Annotated in this window: 17 protein-coding genes; 5 read left to right on the top strand and 12 right to left on the bottom strand. The window is 60.8% G+C overall.

Annotated elements, in window-relative coordinates; translation table 11 throughout:
- The first annotated feature begins 65 nt into the window (after window positions 1–65).
- The 3 genes from BLS87_RS28385 (at window position 66) to BLS87_RS28375 (ending at window position 2205) form a co-directional block, all read left to right on the top strand.
- The gene (locus BLS87_RS28385; RefSeq protein WP_074758000.1) at window positions 66–365 is read left to right on the top strand and encodes a DUF6124 family protein; all 300 of its coding nucleotides are present in this window, start codon (window positions 66–68) and stop codon (window positions 363–365) included.
- Between the two features lie 134 nt (window positions 366–499).
- On the top strand, window positions 500–1837 hold the full coding sequence (locus BLS87_RS28380) for an SPFH domain-containing protein (protein WP_074757998.1): 1338 nt from the start codon (window positions 500–502) through the stop codon (window positions 1835–1837).
- 71 nt (window positions 1838–1908) lie between these two features.
- On the top strand, window positions 1909–2205 hold the full coding sequence (locus BLS87_RS28375) for a hypothetical protein (protein WP_074757996.1): 297 nt from the start codon (window positions 1909–1911) through the stop codon (window positions 2203–2205).
- An 80-nt stretch (window positions 2206–2285) separates the two neighbouring features.
- On the opposite strand, the gene BLS87_RS28370 is transcribed toward BLS87_RS28375, so the two are convergent.
- The 4 genes from BLS87_RS28370 to BLS87_RS28355 all read right to left on the bottom strand — a co-directional run bounded on the left by BLS87_RS28370 (window position 2286) and on the right by BLS87_RS28355 (window position 6970).
- On the bottom strand, window positions 2286–3623 hold the full coding sequence (locus BLS87_RS28370; RefSeq protein WP_074757994.1) for an MFS transporter: 1338 nt from the start codon (window positions 3621–3623) through the stop codon (window positions 2286–2288).
- A 198-nt stretch (window positions 3624–3821) separates the two neighbouring features.
- The gene (locus BLS87_RS28365; protein WP_074757992.1) at window positions 3822–4760 is read right to left on the bottom strand and encodes a hydroxymethylglutaryl-CoA lyase; all 939 of its coding nucleotides are present in this window, start codon (window positions 4758–4760) and stop codon (window positions 3822–3824) included.
- Window positions 4757–5950, bottom strand: coding sequence for a CaiB/BaiF CoA transferase family protein (locus BLS87_RS28360; protein WP_074757990.1), 1194 nt, complete (start codon window positions 5948–5950; stop codon window positions 4757–4759). The genes BLS87_RS28365 and BLS87_RS28360 overlap by 4 nt, the downstream gene beginning before the upstream one ends.
- Window positions 5951–6058: 108 nt before the next feature.
- Complete coding sequence (locus tag BLS87_RS28355) at window positions 6059–6970, bottom strand: LysR family transcriptional regulator (protein WP_074757988.1); 912 nt, start codon at window positions 6968–6970, stop codon at window positions 6059–6061.
- Window positions 6971–7220: 250 nt separating this feature from the next.
- Between BLS87_RS28355 and BLS87_RS28350 the strand changes: the two genes are divergently transcribed.
- The gene (locus BLS87_RS28350; protein WP_074757986.1) at window positions 7221–7541 is read left to right on the top strand and encodes a hypothetical protein; all 321 of its coding nucleotides are present in this window, start codon (window positions 7221–7223) and stop codon (window positions 7539–7541) included.
- Window positions 7542–7613: 72 nt separating this feature from the next.
- Complete coding sequence (locus BLS87_RS28345) at window positions 7614–8441, top strand: substrate-binding periplasmic protein (protein ID WP_244165913.1); 828 nt, start codon at window positions 7614–7616, stop codon at window positions 8439–8441.
- Window positions 8442–9350: 909 nt separating this feature from the next.
- On the opposite strand, the gene BLS87_RS28340 is transcribed toward BLS87_RS28345, so the two are convergent.
- From BLS87_RS28340 to BLS87_RS28305, 8 genes are all read right to left on the bottom strand, one after another.
- Window positions 9351–10310: a quinone oxidoreductase family protein gene (locus BLS87_RS28340; protein WP_074757984.1), complete on the bottom strand. Its 960-nt coding sequence runs from the start codon at window positions 10308–10310 to the stop codon at window positions 9351–9353.
- A gap of 39 nt (window positions 10311–10349) precedes the next feature.
- Window positions 10350–10523 (bottom strand): DUF1427 family protein, encoded by a 174-nt coding sequence (locus BLS87_RS28335; protein ID WP_074757982.1) that lies wholly within the window; start codon window positions 10521–10523, stop codon window positions 10350–10352.
- A gap of 133 nt (window positions 10524–10656) precedes the next feature.
- Window positions 10657–11433: an AraC family transcriptional regulator gene (locus BLS87_RS28330; protein ID WP_074758118.1), complete on the bottom strand. Its 777-nt coding sequence runs from the start codon at window positions 11431–11433 to the stop codon at window positions 10657–10659.
- A gap of 123 nt (window positions 11434–11556) precedes the next feature.
- Window positions 11557–12825: an OprD family porin gene (locus tag BLS87_RS28325; RefSeq protein ID WP_074757980.1), complete on the bottom strand. Its 1269-nt coding sequence runs from the start codon at window positions 12823–12825 to the stop codon at window positions 11557–11559.
- A 252-nt stretch (window positions 12826–13077) separates the two neighbouring features.
- Window positions 13078–13227 (bottom strand): hypothetical protein, encoded by a 150-nt coding sequence (locus tag BLS87_RS28320; RefSeq protein WP_341845441.1) that lies wholly within the window; start codon window positions 13225–13227, stop codon window positions 13078–13080.
- Between the two features lie 243 nt (window positions 13228–13470).
- Window positions 13471–14577, bottom strand: a complete 1107-nt coding sequence (gene aguA / locus BLS87_RS28315; protein WP_074757976.1) for an agmatine deiminase — start codon at window positions 14575–14577, stop codon at window positions 13471–13473.
- A 5-nt stretch (window positions 14578–14582) separates the two neighbouring features.
- Complete coding sequence (gene aguB, locus BLS87_RS28310; RefSeq protein WP_074757974.1) at window positions 14583–15461, bottom strand: N-carbamoylputrescine amidase; 879 nt, start codon at window positions 15459–15461, stop codon at window positions 14583–14585.
- 276 nt (window positions 15462–15737) lie between these two features.
- Window positions 15738–18656, bottom strand: coding sequence for an aminotransferase (locus tag BLS87_RS28305; protein WP_074757972.1), 2919 nt, complete (start codon window positions 18654–18656; stop codon window positions 15738–15740).
- Between the last annotated feature and the right edge of the window lie 10 nt (window positions 18657–18666).

Genomic DNA, 18666 nt, shown 5'->3' with positions numbered 1-18666 from the left:
CAGCTGCCACCCAATCTGATTGACAGCAGAACGGGCGTCGGCTCAAACGTTTTTGGAGAGCCCTGATGATCAGATCCACCCCACACCCACCCGAAATCCCCCTCACCAAAGCCACGCCCTTCAGCGTCAATCTCGGCAACCTGAGTCTCTTCCGCGTCCAGCCTGAAGTGCGGGTCGATGATGCGCTCGCCCTCGCTTCCGAATACCTGTCCTGCGCAGCGGCCACGGCTTATGAAGCCGCTGATAACAGCTCGGCAGAGTTCCGGCCCTTGGCCAGAGCAGTGGTGCATCAAATTGAGGCGGCTAAAGCGTTGGTGGAGGCGTCGATTGCTGGCTTGTCGAATGGCGCGGACGTTACGCCTTAGCTCGGAGTTGAGCCGTCGTAGATCAGACGGCTTTGACGAACCGGTCATCCCCCACATATCTCTCAGACTTTTCCGACAGAACCTTTGAGCGTTCGCTGAAACCATGCGTCCCTTTGCTCACAAGGACTCTGGACATGCTGAAACTGACGCTCAACAAGCCCCTGCTGAAATACCTGCTGCCACCGGTAGCAGCGCTTATCGCGATTCCCGTGCTGTTCACCAGCGTTTTTTTCTACAACGAAGCCGGGTACATGACGCATGTGCGGACGATCTTCGGCGACGAGAAAATTGTGGATGACGTCGGTTATTCGACGAAATGGTTCGGTCGGGCCACCGCCTGGAAGAAAGCTGTCAGCGTGCAGTCCGTTCTCGTTATCGATAAGGACGACAGCAATCCGGAGAACGATGCGCTGGGCGCGACCATTGAAGCCTTTCCGATTGTGTTTTTGGGCAATGTCGATGCAAAGGTCGAGTCGTCCGCGCGCTTCCGGCTGCCGAGCGGGCCAGCGTTTCTGACCATCGCTCAGGAATACCGTAACCCTGACAACTTCATCCGCACGGCACTGCTTCCGGCGATCAAGGAAACACTGCAGGCCACCGCGTCGCTCATGACCGCCGACGATTACTACGCCGGGGCCCGCAGTGAGTTCGCTGCGGAGTTCGAGAATCAGCTCAATGAAGGTTTGTATCTGATCAAACGCCGGGAAGTTCGCGGCCCACGCGGCGACATTCCTCAACAAACGGCGATTCTGCAATCGGGAACCCAGCAAGGAAGTTTCGGGAGCAATACCGGTAGCCAATACGTGACCGAGAAGGTCGTCGACAGCAAGAACATTCCCATCCGTAAACAGCAGCAATTCCGCAAGTTCGGCGTAGAGGTGGTTGAAGCGCGGATCACCAATACCGACCCGAACCCGCAGTACAAGCAACGCATGGTCAAGGTCCAGCAGGCACTCGCCGAGCTGGCGGTTGCGCGGCAGAACCGTTTGAAAGAGGAGGAGGAAAAGCGCCTTGTCACTGCTCGCGGCGAGAAAGAGGTAGAAGCCAAACGGCAGGAAACGCTTCGCGATCAAATAGAGCGCACGACGCAGGCTGAAACAGAGAAGCAACTGGCGGTGATCAATGCCGAGCGCGAGCGTCGGCGCGCAGAGATCGAGAAACAGACCGCCGAATTGCTGCGCGACAAAGCCGCGACGACCGCACAGGCGACCACCATCACCGCAGACGCCGAAGCCCACGCTCGAGAAGCGACGATCAAAGCGGATGGTGCGCTGCAATCCAAACTCGACGCGCTTGTGGAAATCAACAAAGTCTGGGCTCAGGCAGCCGCTCAAGCGCCTGTGCCGAGTGTGATGATGGGCGGCGGGCAATCCGGCGCAACAGGGCGTCAGGATGAGCTGAGTCAATTCATGAGCGTACTTGCCGCGAAGTCTGCGCGAGACCTCGCGATTGATTTGAAGGTGGTGAAATAAAAGTCTTATACACAAGAGAAATGAGGCACCAGGGCAGTTTGGACAGACTTCAGAACAAGGAAACATAAGAAATGAAAACTTTGCTCACTGTTCTAGCAAGTGTCATTGCCACTCTCGCCCTGACGTCATTCCTCGCAAAGACAACCATAACCTCAGGCTTTGCCGACGATGTCCTGCGCACAGAAGTAGGTCAGGTCGTCTATCGGTGGCTGTGGAAATCTTTAGGGATTGTCGGTGGTGAGGATGGGGAGCTGCTGCTGATCGGTGTCGTGTTTTGCTTGATGCTGATCCCGTCGGCCTTGCTCTGCTTTTTCCTGATCGGGTGCCTGAAAAAGGCCATGGCGAGTCAGAACACGCTGGACGAATAAAAGATCATCCTGGGCGTCGGCGTTGGCATTTCAAGAATGCCAACGCCGACCAGCCGTGCCGCTAGGCAATCGGATAATTCCTAACCCTCGCTCTTATCCAACGTCCGCAACTTCTGCGGCAAGCCCCACATCAACAGCCCCGCCGCGATCACGCTCGTCACGCCGATCACGTACAGCGCGGGTGTGGTGCTGCCGGTGATGTCTTTGATGTGCCCGACCATCACAGGGCTGACGATGCCGCCGAACTGGCCGAGGGTGTTGATCAGGGCGATGCCGCCTGCGGCACCTGCGCCAGCACCGGCGAGGAGTTTGGGTGGCAGGGTCCAGAAGGCGGGGATGGAGGCGACGATGCCGCCGCCGAGCATGGCCAGGGAGACGATCAGCATGCTGGTGTGTTGGGCGAAGATGCCGGCGCTGAAGAAGCCGATGGCGCCCAGCACGACGAGGCCGCAGACGAATTTGCGGCGTTCGCCGCTGGCGTCGGAGAGGCGACCGACGACGACCATGCTGATAGCGCCGCAAATGTAAGGGATGGCGGTGAGCAGGCCGATGATGACCGGGCTTTCGACGCCTGCGCTGCGGATCAGTTGCGGCGCCCAGAAGTTGAGGCCGTAGGACGCGACCTGGATCAGGAAGTAGATCAGGCCGAGCATCAGGAAGCCGGGCATTTTCAGGGCGGTGAGCAGCGAGCCGCCGTGTTTGTTCGGCTCATGCTGAGCGATGCGGCTGGACAGGTAGGTCTTCTCGTCATCGGTCAGCCAGTGAGCATCGGCGACGCGGTCCTTGAGCAGCTTGAGAACGGCAAAGCCCAGCGCAATGCAGGGCAAGCCGCCGAGCAGGAACAGCCAGTGCCAGCCGCGCATGTGCATCACGCCGTCCATGCCGCCGAGCACCAGACCTGAGATCGGGGCGCCGAGCAGACCGGCGAAGGCCGAGGCCAGGAACAGCGTGGAGGTGATGCGGCCGCGGTAGGTCTGCGGGAACCAGAGCGTCAGATAGAACAACACGCCCGGTGCGAAACCGGCTTCCATGGCGCCGATGATGAAGCGCAGCACGTAGAACTGCCATTCGGCGTTGACGAAGACCATGAGGGCGGTAGCGATGCCCCAGGAAATCATGATGCGGGCGATCCAGCGGCGGGCGCCGACCTTGTACAGCATGATGTTGCTCGGCACTTCGAACAGCACGTAACCGATCACGAACAGGCTCGCGCCCAGACCGTACGCGGTGTCGCTCAGGCTCAGGTCGGTTTGCAGCTGGAACTTGGCGAAGCTGATGTTGATACGGTCAAAGAACGCGAACAGGTAGCAGACCATGATCAGCGGCATCAGGCGCCACGCGACTTTGCGGATCAGCGCTTTTTCTGCGCTTACAACCTCGGCGAGGCTGCTGTTCGGGGTCAGAACAGAGATTGTCATTGCGGTCACTCCAGTGGGACTTCCCTGGGGGAGCCCTATTGTTTTTGTTGTCTGGACGAACATCCGGCAGCGGCGTGTTCGTGCGGGGTTGTGGGTCGTCGCCTGGTTGCGATGGCGTGGTGTCAGTCAATCAATCAGCCTCTGACAGAACGCTTCGCGAGCAAGCTCGCTCCCACAGGGTTTGCGGCGTATCGGGGTTCAGGTCGGCAGGTTCTCCGGCGCGGGATGCAGGTCGCAGTTGCGTCCGGCCTTGGCGACTTGCCCCGGCATGTCATGGCCGAGCAACGCGGGCAGGCGACGAGACATCGTGAGCAGGTGCGGCAGGTCGATGCCGGTGTCGATGCCCATTTCTTCGCACAGGTTCACCAGGTCTTCGGTGCAGATGTTGCCCGATGCACCCGGTGCGAACGGGCATCCACCCAAGCCACCCAGAGACGCATCGAAACGCCGCGCGCCCGCTTCGTAGGCCGCCAGCACGTTGCTCAGGCCCAGGCCACGGGTGTTGTGGAAATGCAGGGTCAAGGCCGATGCGGGAATGCGGGTCAGCACGCGCTGCACGAGTCGATGCACCTGGCGCGGGTTGGCCATGCCGGTGGTGTCGGCAAGGGAAATGCCCTGCATGCCCAGCTCCAGGTACGCGTCGACGATCTGCAGTACGCGGTCTTCATCGATCTTGCCTTCGAACGGGCAGCCGAACGTGGTGGCGATGGAGCCGTTGAGGGAAACCGGGCTGCCAGCGGCGAAGGCCACCACGTCGGCAAATGCGGTGAGTGACTGCTCGCAGCGCATGCGCATGTTCGCCAGGTTGTGGGTCTGGCTGGCGGACATCACCAGGTTCAGCTCATCGGCGCCGGCGTCGATCGCGCGTTGCGCGCCGCGCAGGTTGGGGATCAGGGCGACGTAGATCACGCCCGGATGGCGCTGAATGCCCCGGAACACCTCATCGCCATCGCGCAGCGCCGGAATGGCCTTGGGGGAGACAAAAGAGCCGGCTTCGATACGGCTGAAACCGGCGAGAGAAAGCTGGTCGATCAGCGCGATCTTGTCAGGCGTATCGACCCAGGTCGGTTCGATCTGCAGACCGTCGCGCGGCGAGACTTCCTGAACGATCAGGCGCTCGGAGAAATCGGTAATCATTGCACCACCCCGTCGGTTTTGAGTTGCGCGATATCGGCAGCGGTCATGCCCAGGTCGCCGAGCACGCTGTCGGTGTGCTGCCCCAGCGCAGGGCCTTGCCAGTTCACCGAGCCGGGTGTTTCGGACAGCTTGGGTACGATGCCGGGCATTTTGACGTGAGTCCCACCCGGCAGTTGGGCGTCGAGAATCATCTCGCGCGCCTGGTAATGCGGGTCCGCGACGATGTCGGCGACGTTGTAAATGCGGCCGGCGGGCACTTCCGCCTGTTCCAGCGCCTGCAACACGTCGTCGATCGGCAGGCTGGACGACCAGGCGCTGATCGCGGCGTCGAGCATTTCGCTCTGCGCCGCACGGCCGTCGTTATACGCAAATTCGGGGGCGTCACCCAGATCAGGTCGGCCGATGGTCTGCATCAGGCGCTTGAAAATAGGGTCGCTGTTGCCGGCGATCACCACGTACGCGCCATCGGCCGTCGGGTAGGTGTTGGACGGTGCGATGCCAGGCAAGGCGCCACCGCTGCGCTCACGTACATGGCCGAGCATGTCGTACTCGGGCACCAGGCTTTCCATGAGGTTGAAAACGCTCTCGACCAACGACACGTCGACGATCTGCCCGTCGCCCTGGCCGGTTTTCACCCGCAGCAAGGACATCAGCGCGCCCATCACCGCGTGCATGGAGGCCAGCGAATCACCGAGGCTGACGCCGACGCGTGCAGGCGGTGAGCCGGGCGTGCCGGTGGTGTAACGAATGCCGCCCATGGCCTCGCCGATGGCGCCGAACCCGGGACGATCACGATAGGGGCCGGACTGGCCGTAACCGGAAATGCGCACCAGCGTGAGCTTGGGGTTCAGGGCGTGCAGAACGTCCCAACCCAGACCGAGCTTTTCCAGTGCGCCGGGGCGCAGGTTCTCGATCAGCACGTCGGCGCTTTCGGCCAGGCGTTTGACGATCTCGATGCCTTCAGGGGATTTGAGGTTCAGCGAAAGGGATTTCTTGTTGCGTGACTGCAAGTACCACCACAGCGACGTGCCTTCGTGCAGCTTTCGCCATTTACGAAGAGGATCTCCCTGCCCCATCGACTCGATCTTGATCACCTCGGCGCCGAACTCGCCCATCAGGCGTGCGGCGAAGGGCGCTGCGATCAGTGTGCCGATTTCAATCACGCGCACACCGTTCAGGGGGCCTGTCATAGCGGATACCTCAAGTGTTTCTTGGAATTTGTGCCCAAGACTAGAGGACCGGCGTTTGGCAAATCCAACCGTATGTTGGCAAGTAGCGTTCGCGAAACGCGAACGCTCTTAGTGAAGGTGTCGGCGCAGGTGGTCGAAGAGCAACAGGCTGACCGGCGACAGAACCGTTGTGTCGCGCACGACCAGAATCAAGGTGCGCTGCGCCCATGAGTCGCTCAACGAAACGGCCGTGAGCCCTAACGGCGGCCCCAGCAATTCGAAAGCTTTGCGTGGCAACACGCCGATGCCCATGTTCGCTTGAATCATCCGGCACATGGCGTCGAAGCCCGGCACATGAATGCGCACGCGCAGCGGTATGCCGTGGGATCGGGCGGCGGTGTGGGTGCGCATGTTGATGGAACTGGCGGCGTGCAGGCCGATATGGTCGCTGCTCAGCGTGTCCTCGAACGCCACGCGATCAAGGTTGGCCAGCGGATGGTCGGGACGCATCACCACGACCAGTTCATCGCGACGATAAGGCACTCTATGCAGGCCCTGAACGTCGGTGTCTTCAGAGCAGATGCCGATGTCGGCGACGCCGTCGATCAGGCCTTGCACCACGCCTGCGCTGGGACGTTCCTCAAGGTCGACCTTCACTCGCTCGTGGCTTGTGGTGAACTCGTGCAGGTCTTCAGGCAGGAATTGAATGATCGCCGAGAGGTTGGCGAGCATTCGCACATAACCGCGCATGCCTTGCAGGTGCTCGTCGAGTTCGAGGCCCATTTTTTCGAGGTCGAACAGCATGCGCCGGGCGTGATGCAGCAGCGTTTCACCCGCGGCTGTCAGCACCATGCCTTTGGCGTTGCGCACGAACAGGCCGATGCCCAGCACTTCCTCAAGCTCCATCAAGCGCTTGCTCGCCGCCGACGTCGCGATGGCCTCACGGGCGGCGGCGCGGGTCAGGGTGCCTTCTTCATACACCGCAACGAACAGCTTGAGGGTGATCAGATCAAGACGACGGATGAGGTTTTTGTGCAGCATGGAATGATCTCAGCGACTGAGCGTGGGCAAGAATACACGCAAACCGAGCATTGAACGTCTGTACGCAGGTTTGTCCAACGGCTGCATGACGCAGGTTATCGCCTCGTCCGGCCGCGTCCACACGGAGAAACAGCAAGCCCCCTCCCCGATCCCGCCGCCTTCGAGTAACGTATAGCCATGTCCGACGGGCCATCGCCTCCTCACTCAGGTGACAGAGACCCGCAACCGAAACACGATAGAAGGCCCCACCGTGCACAATGTCCGATTGATCAAATACGTCTGGACCCATCAGACCCCTGAAATTTCCTCGGAATGGTCCAAGCTTCTGTATGAGGTCGAGCTACCGTTCGTCCCTTTTCATGGCCTGAACATTCAGCTTCCAGATCAGCGCGCCTGGCGCATCCGTGACGTGGAGTGGAACGTGGAAGAGCAGACGTTTCGCTGCCACATCGAGGATCAGTTCATGAATCTGCTCGATGTCGACGACTCCTATGAAGACTGGATCGACATGCTGCTCGAATGCGGCTGGGAACTGAGCGGGCGCTACACCAACGAGCACAACAAGACCTGATGCAGCTGTTTTGTTGATTGAGGATTTCTGGGAAGGAGGCAGGATGCTGTACTTTCTCCAGCAGAATCGCGAATGGCTGCCAGACTGATTCATGCGCCAGCCAAGAGGCCTGCCCTGACAGGCCCTGTATTGACCTTGAGCATTGCTGCCATGAAATGGATTTCCCGCTTGACCCGTTGCGCGGCTGCCGCGTTTTTCGCGGGGTCGCCGATGACGTTTGCGGCAACCCCCGTCGATTTCTACTTTCCCGAAGCCCCGCCGCTGACCATGGCCAATCAGGGCGACGAACACGGCATCGTGGGCGACATCGCGCTCAAGGCGATGGCGACGGCCGGGTACTCTCCCAACTTCGCGTCGCCACCCTGGCCGCGGGCGCAGCGTGATGTCGCCAATGGCAAGGACATGTTGATTGCACCGCTAAGCCGTACGCAGAGCCGGGAAGACAACTTCACCTGGATAGCCCCGCTGCTGACGATGGATCGCACGTTTTTCAGCCTCGACCAGCGCGTTGAAAGCTTCGATGAGGCCAGAAAAGCCTTCAAGTTGATCGCAGTCGGCATCGGCACTGCGCAAGAGACGCGCCTGCGCGAAGAAGGCTTTCCGGCGTCCCAGATCTACCCACTGAAGATTGGCGAAAACCCGGCGCAAATGCTGCTCAAAGGCCGCGTCGATGCCTGGTTCAACGGCGTGCCTGAGACGCGCTACATCTGGAAGCAGATCAGCGACCGCCCGTTGGTCATGAGTCGCGTGTTGATGACCGCCGACCTCTACCTGGCGTGTTCCAAGGACTGCGATGCGCACATGGTGGATCGCCTGAGAACGGCGATCGACACGCTCCAGGCCAACGGCAGCGCGGACAAGATCGAGGCCCGGTATTTGAAGGGTTTGCCGGTGTGGTGACACAGGGTTGTAGCTGACCCACCACCTGTAGGAGCGACGGCTCCTACGGGGTGTGCGTTGATGCTCGAGGTGTGTCCAGACACCAGACCGTAGGAGCCGGCTTGCTGGCGAATGCGGTGGGTCAGCCACATCAACGGTGACTGACAAACCGCATTCGCTGCCGTCGTAACCTCCGACGTCTCCTACAGGGTTCGCGTCGTTACGAAGACTTCGGGACGACGCTGATATTGTGGGAGCCGGCTTGCTGGCGAACGCGGTGGGTCAGCAGCATCAACTGCGGCTGACACACCGCATTCGTCCGAGTGCGGCCCATACCCTCGTAACCTCGGACGTCTCCTACAGGTTCGCGTCGTTACGAAGACTTGGGGACGACGCTGATACTGTAGGAGCCGGCTTGCTGGCGAATGCGGTGGGTCAGCAGCATCAACTGCGACTGACGCTCCGCATTCGTCCGAGTGCGGCCCATACCCTCGTAACCTCGGACGTCTCCTACAGGGTTCGCGTCGTTACGAAGACTTCGGGACGACGCTGATACTGTAGGAGCCGGCTTGCTGGCGAATGCGGCGGGTCAGCAGCATCAACTGCGACTGACACACCGCATTCGTCCGAGTGCGGCCCATACCCTCGTAACCTCCGACGTCTCCTACAGGGTTCGCGTCGTGACGAAGACTTGGGAACGACGCTGATACTGTAGGAGCCGGCTTGCTGGCGAATGCGGTGGGTCAGCAGCATCAACTGCGACTGACACACCGCATTCGTCCGAGTGCGGCCCATACCCTCGTAACCTCGGACGTCTCCTACAGGGTTCGCGTCGTGACGAAGACTTGGGGACGACGCTGATACTGTAGGAGCCGGCTTGCTGGCGAATGCGGTGGGTCAGCAGCATCAACTGCGACTGACACACCGCGTTTAGGGCAACAAAATCACTTTATCTGCGCCGCCCTGATTCACTTCTGCGTAACGCGCCAGGCCGTCTTCGATGGGCGATTCGATCAGGCCGGTCGGCAACGGCAGCGTTCCGTCGTCGAACAGCTTGCCGAATTGTTCCAACATCCGCGCGCAGGCTTCGACGCCGTAGAGCAGCGAGTTGATGCCTACCACCGAGCCGCCTTTGCGGTAGAGCGCCAGCGCGGGTAATTGCACGTGGCCGTCGACCGGGGCGGCGATGATCGCGATGCGTCCAAAGGGCGCAAGGGCCTGGACCGAAGCGGGCAGCCAGAAGCCGGTGGTGTCGAAAATAACGTCCGCGCCGCCTGCAAACACGGCGTTGACCTGCGCCGCCAGTTCTTCAGCCTTGCCGAGTAATATTGCGTTGAAACCCTGCGCCTGCAACGCCTCGACCTGCTCCGGACGACGCACCGCCGCCAGCACCTGCGCGCCGCGTACCTTGGCCAGTGCAATCGCCGCGCTGCCGACCGCGCCATTAGCACCGATCACCAGCAAGCGCGTATTGCCATCCACCTGGCTGCGCTCCAGGGCATCCCATGCGGTGGTGTAAGGCACGCCCAGGCTGGCGGCCTGCACGAAGCTCAACGATTTAGGCTTGATCGCGACACCCTTGGCCGAAAGCGTGATGTACCCGGCGTGAGAGCCGTTACGGGAAAAACCGATTTGATTGCCGGTGCCCCAGACTTCCTGGCCGACCAGTTCCTGCGGGCCTTCGACCACCACACCGGCGAAATCACGACCCGGAACGCGGGGCACCGTGGTGTACGGGAAGCGCCCGAGCACGTTTTTGACGTCGCTGGGGTTCAAGCCAGCCGCTTTGATCTGCACCAGCACCTCACCTTCTGCGGGCACGGGCGTTGGCAGCTCGACGACTTCCAGCGCAGCCAGGTCGCCGGTTCGGGAAAATTGCAGTGCTTTCATAGCGTCAAATCCAGGTGATAGAGGGGAAATTCGTTGGAATCAAGACATCAGGTTGGCGAACAACTGACGCCCCATGGGCCAGAGTTTTTCGCCAGCCTGCATGCCGAGCAAGCCGACCAACGCCACCAAAGGCGGTGCCGGTGAACGGAAGTCGAGCGCGCCGTAGAGCAGCCCGACGGCGATGCCGATAGCGAGTGAAATGAGGTAGCTCATGATGAACTCCGGAAATTTGCGGCGTGCGGCACGATGCGGCACGGCGACGTTAAGCGATGACCAGAGTGTAAGGAGACGCCGGAAAAGCTACCGGCCAAGTGCTTCTGAATTTCGGACAGGCTGGCGGTTGCGCTTAACCCGCCTGCTCGCCAAGCGGGTAGTGCGACGGCGCCATGCCCAGCTCGCGGCGGAACATGTCGCTGAAGCTGCTGGGCGAGTAGCCCATCGAGCGGGCGATGGTGCTGACCGGCACGCCCTGAATGATCTCGGCCACCGCCGTCGCCAGTTGCACCTGTCGCCGCCATTCCGCAAACCCCATGCCCAGCACGCCTTGAAACAAGCGGGAAAGGGTGCGCACGCTGGCGCCGGCATTTTCCGCATGTTGCTCGAACGGGACGTCGATAGACGGCTCGATCATCACCGCCTGACAGACGTTCATCAGGCGACGATCGCTGTCATCGGGCATCGGCACCTTCAGCAGCGAACGCTTGGCCTTCTTGAGTTCGAGCAGCGCCAGACTCACCAGCGCACCGTAGTAGTCAGAATCCTTGTCCTGCTCGGCCACCAGATTCACGATCAGCTCGCGCAGCAGGCGGGCGACCTCGAATACCTGGACCGTGCCCTCCAGCGTCTCGGCGAGCGCCGGGCGCAGGTAGATATTGCGCATCTCCAGATCCGACACCACACGAATGCCATGAGGGACACCGGGCGGCAACCAGACCGCACGCTGCGGCGGAACCACCAGCGCTTCGTTAGGCGTCTCGACCCACATCACGCCCGACATCGCATACAGCACCTGTCCCCAGTCATGCTCGTGCGGCTCGATGTACAAGCCACGCGGGTATGTGCGGGACAACGGCTGCACCGGGACGGCGGTGTCGGAGAGGTCAGGCGGAGCGGCAAGGGCCATGGAGGTGACCGGTCGGGAATTGAATGCGGCCATGTTAACGGAATACCCGCCGGGGAAACAAAAACGCCCCGATCTCTCGACCGGGGCGTTTTTCTACAGCGTCAGCTCAACCGCCGTTCAACATCAGAAAACGTTGATCGGGTAGTCGATGAAGATACGGGTTTCGTTACCGCCAACGTTGTATTGATCAACATCGTTGGACACGCGCAGCCACGAGTTACGCAGACGCAGGGACAGGTCTTTGGCCGGGCCGCTCTGCACAACGTAGCTCAGCTGGCTGAACAGTTCGCGCTCTTCGCCACGACCACGGTCGGTGCCGTCGTCGATGTTGTCGCCGCGCACGTAGGCCACTTTGTAGCTCAGGCCCGGGGTCACGACGGTCGCGAGGTTGACGCCATAACCCAACTGCCAGGAGCGCTCGTCCTTGCCGTTGAAGTCAGACCAGTAGGAGTTGGCCAGGTAGATGCTGTTACCGCCATCGCCGGTGCCGCGGTCGTTACGGTAGCCGCCATAGGCATAGCCGGTTTCACCGGTGCTGCGCTGATGCGCAATGGTGAAGGAGTGAATGCCGACAGCCCAGGTCGCCGCCAGGCTCCAGATCTTGTTGTCACGCGCGTCGTTGGCAGCAAAATCCTTGTCCAGCTTGGTCTTGTAGCCGTTGAAGTCGAACGTCAGCGACTGGTCTTGTGGCAGCGCCCAGACGTAGTTCAGGTTCACGTACTGCTTCTTCAGCACGTCTTCGTCGTCGGAGGAGTAGTACGCACCGCTGAAGGCGTCGGTGAACTTATACGCAGCACCCCAGACGTTGATGCTTTTCAGGTCGCCACTGTCACGGCCTTCGGCGCTCTTGCGGGTCTGGGCGGTGAAACGGCCAGCCACCAGCTTGAGGTCCTTGATCTCTTCGGAGGTGATCATGGTGCCGGTGTAGCTCTCAGGCAGCAGACGCGAGTTGTCGTAACTCAGCACCGGCAGCTCGGGCATCATGTCGCCGTATTTCAGGACCGTGTTGGAGATGCGGAATTTGACCGCACCGCCAAAGCGCTGCAGATCGTCAGCCGCGTTACCGCTGTCGCCCTGCTTGAAAAAGTCGATGCCTGGGGCGCCACTTTTACCCTTGCCACCGTCCAGGCGAACAGCGTACAGACCGAACGCATCCACGCCGACGCCGACAGTGCCTTGGGTGAAGCCGGACGAGTAATTGGCCATGAACGCCTGGCCCCACTCGGAGCGGTCGTCAGGTCCGTTCTTGTAATCGCGATTGATGTAGGCGTTACGCAGATTGACCTTCAGGCTACTGTCTTCGACGAAGCCCTTGGCGTCTGCCTGGCCGTCCGCCATGGCGTGAGTGGCGGCGATGATGCCCAGAGCGAGCAGGCCGATACGCTGTTTCATCTTGTTGTCCTTGTGAGCAGATTAATCGCGCGCTGTGGCAAATACCCAGACAGGTAATTGCGTCCTCCGAATCTGATAACAGTCCCGGAAGCCCGCACGAAATCATCGCAGTGGACGACTGATGCACGTACATGGCGCTTGGCCACAGGCGGTGGAGGCGCGAATGCTATCCCCGGCCTACAAGAGTGTCAATTTGACGAAAGCCAAAACGACGTGCGGCACGCCTCCCCAGACCTGGGAGAGGCGAACACATCAGTTGTGAAGGATGCCCAGCAGCGCTTCCATCTCGGCATCGTTGATCAAGCCGCGTGGATAACGCTGAGTCAGCATCGCCCGATAGTCCGGAGCCTGCCGTTGTTCCTGTGGGCGTGGAGCTTGGGTTATCCGTAACCAGTCCGCCATTATCTGCCGTGCTTCACTGCTCGCAGACAAACCTCGAGTCACACGTGACTGCTGACCTGCGTTCATAGGGATAACCTCTTGTGTCCTGGACTGCGAAATCTAAACAGCTTTTGTTACAGACGGACGAAACGGGTCACCGTTTTGCACAACCTGTGCGCTGTTTCGCCGGGTAAACGTGAAAACGCTACCCACAAAAAAGCCCATCGTCCGATGGGCTTTCAAGACAGCAAGAAGCGAACCAACTCAGCGACGGTATGGCGCCGGTTGTTGTTGGGTCAGGCAGTGAATATTGCCGCCGCCCAGCAGCAGCTCGCGCCCTGGCACCATGACCACCTCATACTCGGGGAACAGACGCTGGAGGATTTCCCGTGCGGTTTCGTCGAGCGGATCGTTGAAACTTGGGGCAATGATGCCGCCGTTGACGATCAGGAAGTTCACGTAGGAGCCAGCAAGACGCACCGAAGGGTTGCGTTCCTGGCTGCCGTGCACCTGATCAACGCCCGCGCACTCTTCTTGCGTGGCGAACAACGGGCCTGGGATCGGCATCTTGTGAACGACGAACGGACGGCCTTGGGCGTCTTTTGCATTTTCCAGGACGGCCATTGCCGCCTGGCAGCGCGGGAAGTTGGGGTCTTTCGGGTCGTCGGTCCAGGCCAGCAGCACTTCACCGGGGCGCACGTAGCAGCAGAAGTTATCCACATGCCCGTCGGTTTCGTCGTTGTACAGCCCGTCCGGCAACCAGATGATCTTCTCGACGGACAAGTGATCGCGCAGCACGGCTTCGATTTCTTCGCGCGACAGATGCGGATTGCGGTTGCGATTGAGCAGGCATTCTTCAGTGGTGATCAGCGTGCCTTCACCGTCAACGTGGATCGAGCCGCCTTCCAGCACGAAGCCCTCGGTGACGTAGCGCGGGCAGCGTTCGATTTCCAGAACCTTGCTGGCCAGGGCCGAGTCCAGGTTCCACGGGGAATACAAGCCGCCATCGAAACCGCCCCAGGCGTTAAACGCCCAGTCCACGCCGCGCACTTCGCCTTCATGGTTGATGACAAACGTCGGGCCGGTGTCGCGCACCCAGGCGTCATCGTTGCTGATCTCGACGACACGAATGTTCGGCACGTCCAGCCGCGCGCGGGCGTTGTCGTACTGTGCGGCCGAGACAGCGACGGTCACCGGCTCGAAACGGGCGATCGCTTTGGCGACGGCAACGTGGGCGGTCTGCACCGGCTTGCCACCGAGACGCCAGTTATCCGGGCGCTCTGGCCAGACCATCCAGGTCTGGGTTTGCGGCGCCCATTCGGCGGGCATGTAGAAGCCATCGGCGCGCGGTGTGCTGTTAAGCGTGGTCATGACAATCAGGACTCCAGTGAACCGTCGAGGGTTTTCAATGCGCCATACAAGTTGGGACGACGGTCACGGAAGGAGCCCCAGGCGCTGCGGATGTGTTCAAGTGCGTCGAGGTCGAAGCTGTGCACCAGCACGCCCTCTTCGGTTTGATTGAGTTCTTCGACCTTTTCGCCGAACTGATTGGCAATGAACGAGGAGCCGTAAAACGTGATGTCGTAGCCGTCCTGTTCTTCGTGACCAATGCGGTTGCTGGCGATCAAAGGCATCAGGTTAGCGCCAGCGTGGCCCTGTTGCACGCGTTGCCAGTGATCCCGCGAGCTGATGGTTTTGTCGTGGGGCTCGCTGCCGATGGCGGTCGGGTAGAACAGAATCTCGGCCCCGAGCAACGCCATGCTGCGCGCGCACTCCGGAAACCACTGGTCCCAGCAGATGCCCACGCCGATCTTCGCGTAACGCGTGTTCCAGACCTTGAACCCGGTATCCCCCGGGTTGAAGTAATACTTCTCGTGGTAGCCGGGACCGTCGGGGATGTGGCTTTTGCGGTAGATGCCCAGATTGCTGCCGTCCGCATCGATGATCGCGATGCTGTTGAAGCGTGCCCGGCCGGCCAGTTCATAAAAGCTGATGGGCAGCACCACTTGCAGCTCTCTGGCGACCTTTTGAAAGTGAGCGATCGCGACATTGGTCTCGGTCGGCGTCGCCAGCTGCAGGTAGTCCGGGTTGGGTTTCTGGCAGAAGTACGGCGCCTCGAAGAGCTCCTGAATCAGGATGATCTGCGCGCCCTTGGCGGCGGCTTCACGCACCAGCCTTTCGGCCGTTTCGAGGTTGGCTTCCAGATCCCACGAACAGGCCATCTGGGTAGCGGCGACAGTAACGATGCGACTCATGAAAATCCTCCGGCGGCAGATGCGAAAGGCTGATCACCCTAACAGGCGAGCGATGACAATCTGGCCGTCTTTATAGCCGATAAAAATCGGCTTTAGAAGCTATTCATAGAGGTAAATGAATAATATTTGGAATTTAAACCGATATTAATCGGCGAAAGACTCCCCTGTGGGAGCGAATTCATTCGCGATTGGCCAGGACCGTCAACACATCCCCATCCCCTGAAGACTTTTCGCGAATGAATTCGCTCCCACAGGAATCAAGAGCGCCGGAGTCAGTTAGCCCTCCAGTTCGCTCAACACCTTCGAGACATGGTCGACAAAGAAGTCGACACTGCGTCGGGTGGTGACCATCGGCGGCTTGATCTTGAGGATGTTCAGGTAATCGCCGGTCGGCTGCATGAAGATGCCCAACTCCCGCAAGCGGTCGCACAGGTAAGTGGTTTCTTCGGTAGCGGGCGCCAGCGTCTCGCGGTGACGCACCAGTTCAAGGCCCAGATAGAACCCCGAGCCGTGAACCGCGCCGACCAGCGGATGTTTATCGATCAGCGCCAGCAGTCGCTCCTTGAAGTAACCACCCACCACCTGAGCGTTTTCCCAGAGCCGCTCTTCTTCCATGACGTCCAGCACCGCCATGCCGATCCGGCAGCTGACCGGGCTGCCGCCCGAGGACGAGAAGAAATACCCCTCGGCCTCCAGCGCTTCGGCAATCTCACGGCGGGTGATAACCGCACCCAGCGGATGGCCGTTGCCCATGCCCTTGGCCATGGTAATGATGTCCGGGATCACGCCCTGCTCTTCAAAGCCCCAGAAGTAATGACCGAGGCGGCCGTAACCGACCTGTACTTCGTCGGCGATGCACACGCCGCCCTGGGCGCGCACCTTCTGATACACCTGTTGCAAGTAACCCGGCGGCAGTGAAATACCGCCCGCGTTGCCATACACCGGCTCGCAAATGAAACCCGCCACCTGACGTCCCTGCTCGGCCAAGCGAGCCAGATGCGCGTCGACGCTCTGCAGATAGAACGGCGTGCTGTCAGCACCCCGCGCTTCGCCACGGTAGGTGTTCGGCGCAACGACCGGATGCACCCAGTCAGGACGTGTGCTGAGGGCTTGCGGGTTGTCCGCGATGGATGTCGAGATCGCGTCGGTCGCCACCGACCAGCCGTGATACGCCTCAAGCACGCTGAGGACATCTCGCCCGCCGCTGTAGGCCCACGCCAGACGAATCGCCAGATCGTTCGCTTCTGTGCCGCTGTTGACCAGAAACACCCGGTCCATGCCTTCAGGCGCCAGCTTGAGCAAACGCTCGGAGAACTCGGCAATGGCCGCGTAATGGAAGCGCGAGTTGGTGTTGAGCAGCGACCACTGTTTGGCCGCCACCTGCGCCATGCGCGGATGACCGTGACCGAGCACGGCCACGTTGTTGAGCATGTCCAGGTACGAACGGCCCTGCATGTCGATCAAATGGTTGCGCCAGCCGCGCTCGATCTGCGGCGGTGCCTGGTAATAATGTTTCTGCGACCGTGCAAAGCTGGCGTCGCGACGGGCGAGCAGGTGTGCAGCGTCCTCCAGAGGCGGCGCGTCGCACTCGAAGCCCAACAGACCTTGAGGCGATGGACACAGACTGCGCCATGCTGCGGCGCGCGAAGGCGCACAGAACAACGGCGGGCTGACGTCCGGCTCCGAACACAACTGCACGATCAACGAACCGCCGCCCTGCCCGATCACGTCACCGGCGCCGAATTCCACGCCGGAGTCGAAATCAGAACGCACGCCCCACACACGCAGGTTCGATTCTGCGCCCACCAGCATCAGCGCGCCGTCGGCGGTGTGGCGCAACGTGCCGTGAAACGGAGCATGCACGGCGGTGCCATGGGGGATCACCACCTCGACATGCAGCGCAAAAGTGTCCGGTTCGCGAGCGCTGTCAGGCAGGGTTCTCGACAGCCGATACTCCCCGTAACGGCTCGCGGCCAGGCCCTGTGCGTGGGCAGTCTCTTTGAGCAACTGCTCGTCAATCCCGCTCTGTTCCCAGTTCCCCGCATTGAAATGCTCGCTGAGCACTCCCAAGTCGACCGTCGTAAAGGCTTGCCCGTTCAGGCTTGGCAATAAGGGGGAATAGGTCTGCGCATCGTCTTGCCCTTCGAGCAAACCGACGGCGTCCAGAATCGCTGCGTTCATCAGCGCGATCGGCACCGAGGTCGCCACGTCGAAGATGTTCCATTCGCTGGCAAGGTTGGCCTGAATGTACGCGTTATCGGGCTCGATGCTGGCTTGCTGCTCACTGCTGAGCACCAACACGGCCGAGCGGGCGACGATCAGCGGCCAGAGTGCCTGCAACTCTTCCAACTGCAGGGGATTGATCGCGTGGTAGGCCTGGATCGCAGGCAGGATGTACAGAGGATCGCCCTCGGCGTGATGCAGCAACGCGGCGCAGGTCACTGACAGATCGGCGATGCGCCAGGTGCGTACCAGGTCACCAAAGTCGATCAAGCCCTGTAGCTGCCACATGGCATGACCGTCGCGTGCCCAGACGACGTTGTACTCGGTGATGTCCATGTGAATCGCCTGCACCGGCAGCGCGGCGATCAACGGCAGCAGATGCGCGTGGGCCAGCTCGGCAGCCTCAGCGATACAGGCCCGTTTTTCGGCGCTGTCGATTACTGGCAGCAGATGTTTGATCAGCGCGCTCGCGTGGCGCGGGTCCCACTGCAGGATGCGCTCAAGCCCCGGATGCTCGAAGTTTGCCAACGCCACATCGACCTGGGCGCAGAGCTCGGCCAGCCCGACCATGACGTGCCGACTCAAATGCTCGACGTGGGCCAGCGACTGTCCGTCGATGAATTCCAGCAAACGCACGTGCACGGCATGACCGCCAACGTCCACGGACAACAGATCCTTGCCTTTGAGGGCGCTCATCACGCCCGGCACCCGAACGTTCGACTGGCTGCCCAAATGTCGCAGCGCCGCGTGCTGGGCATCCAGTTCCGACGTCGCGTAGTCACCGTGGCAGATCTTCAACACGTAACGCCGGCCATCGCCGCCGTCGAGCAGGAAGTTGCGGTCCTGATGGCTGCCCAGCTCTTTCAACGAACCCGCCAGACCGTAATGCGTCGACAGCAACTCGGCAGCGTCATTCATGCTGATTTCCGGGCAAGGCAGACTGGATCGACGAATCAAGGTAGCGAGCGGCATGACAGAGGGT

Origin of the sequence: Pseudomonas abietaniphila (assembly GCF_900100795.1) — a bacterium.
Lineage (GTDB): Bacteria > Pseudomonadota > Gammaproteobacteria > Pseudomonadales > Pseudomonadaceae > Aquipseudomonas > Aquipseudomonas abietaniphila.
Note: the sequence above shows the minus strand (reverse complement) of the source record. Positions and strands in the feature narration are given on the sequence as shown.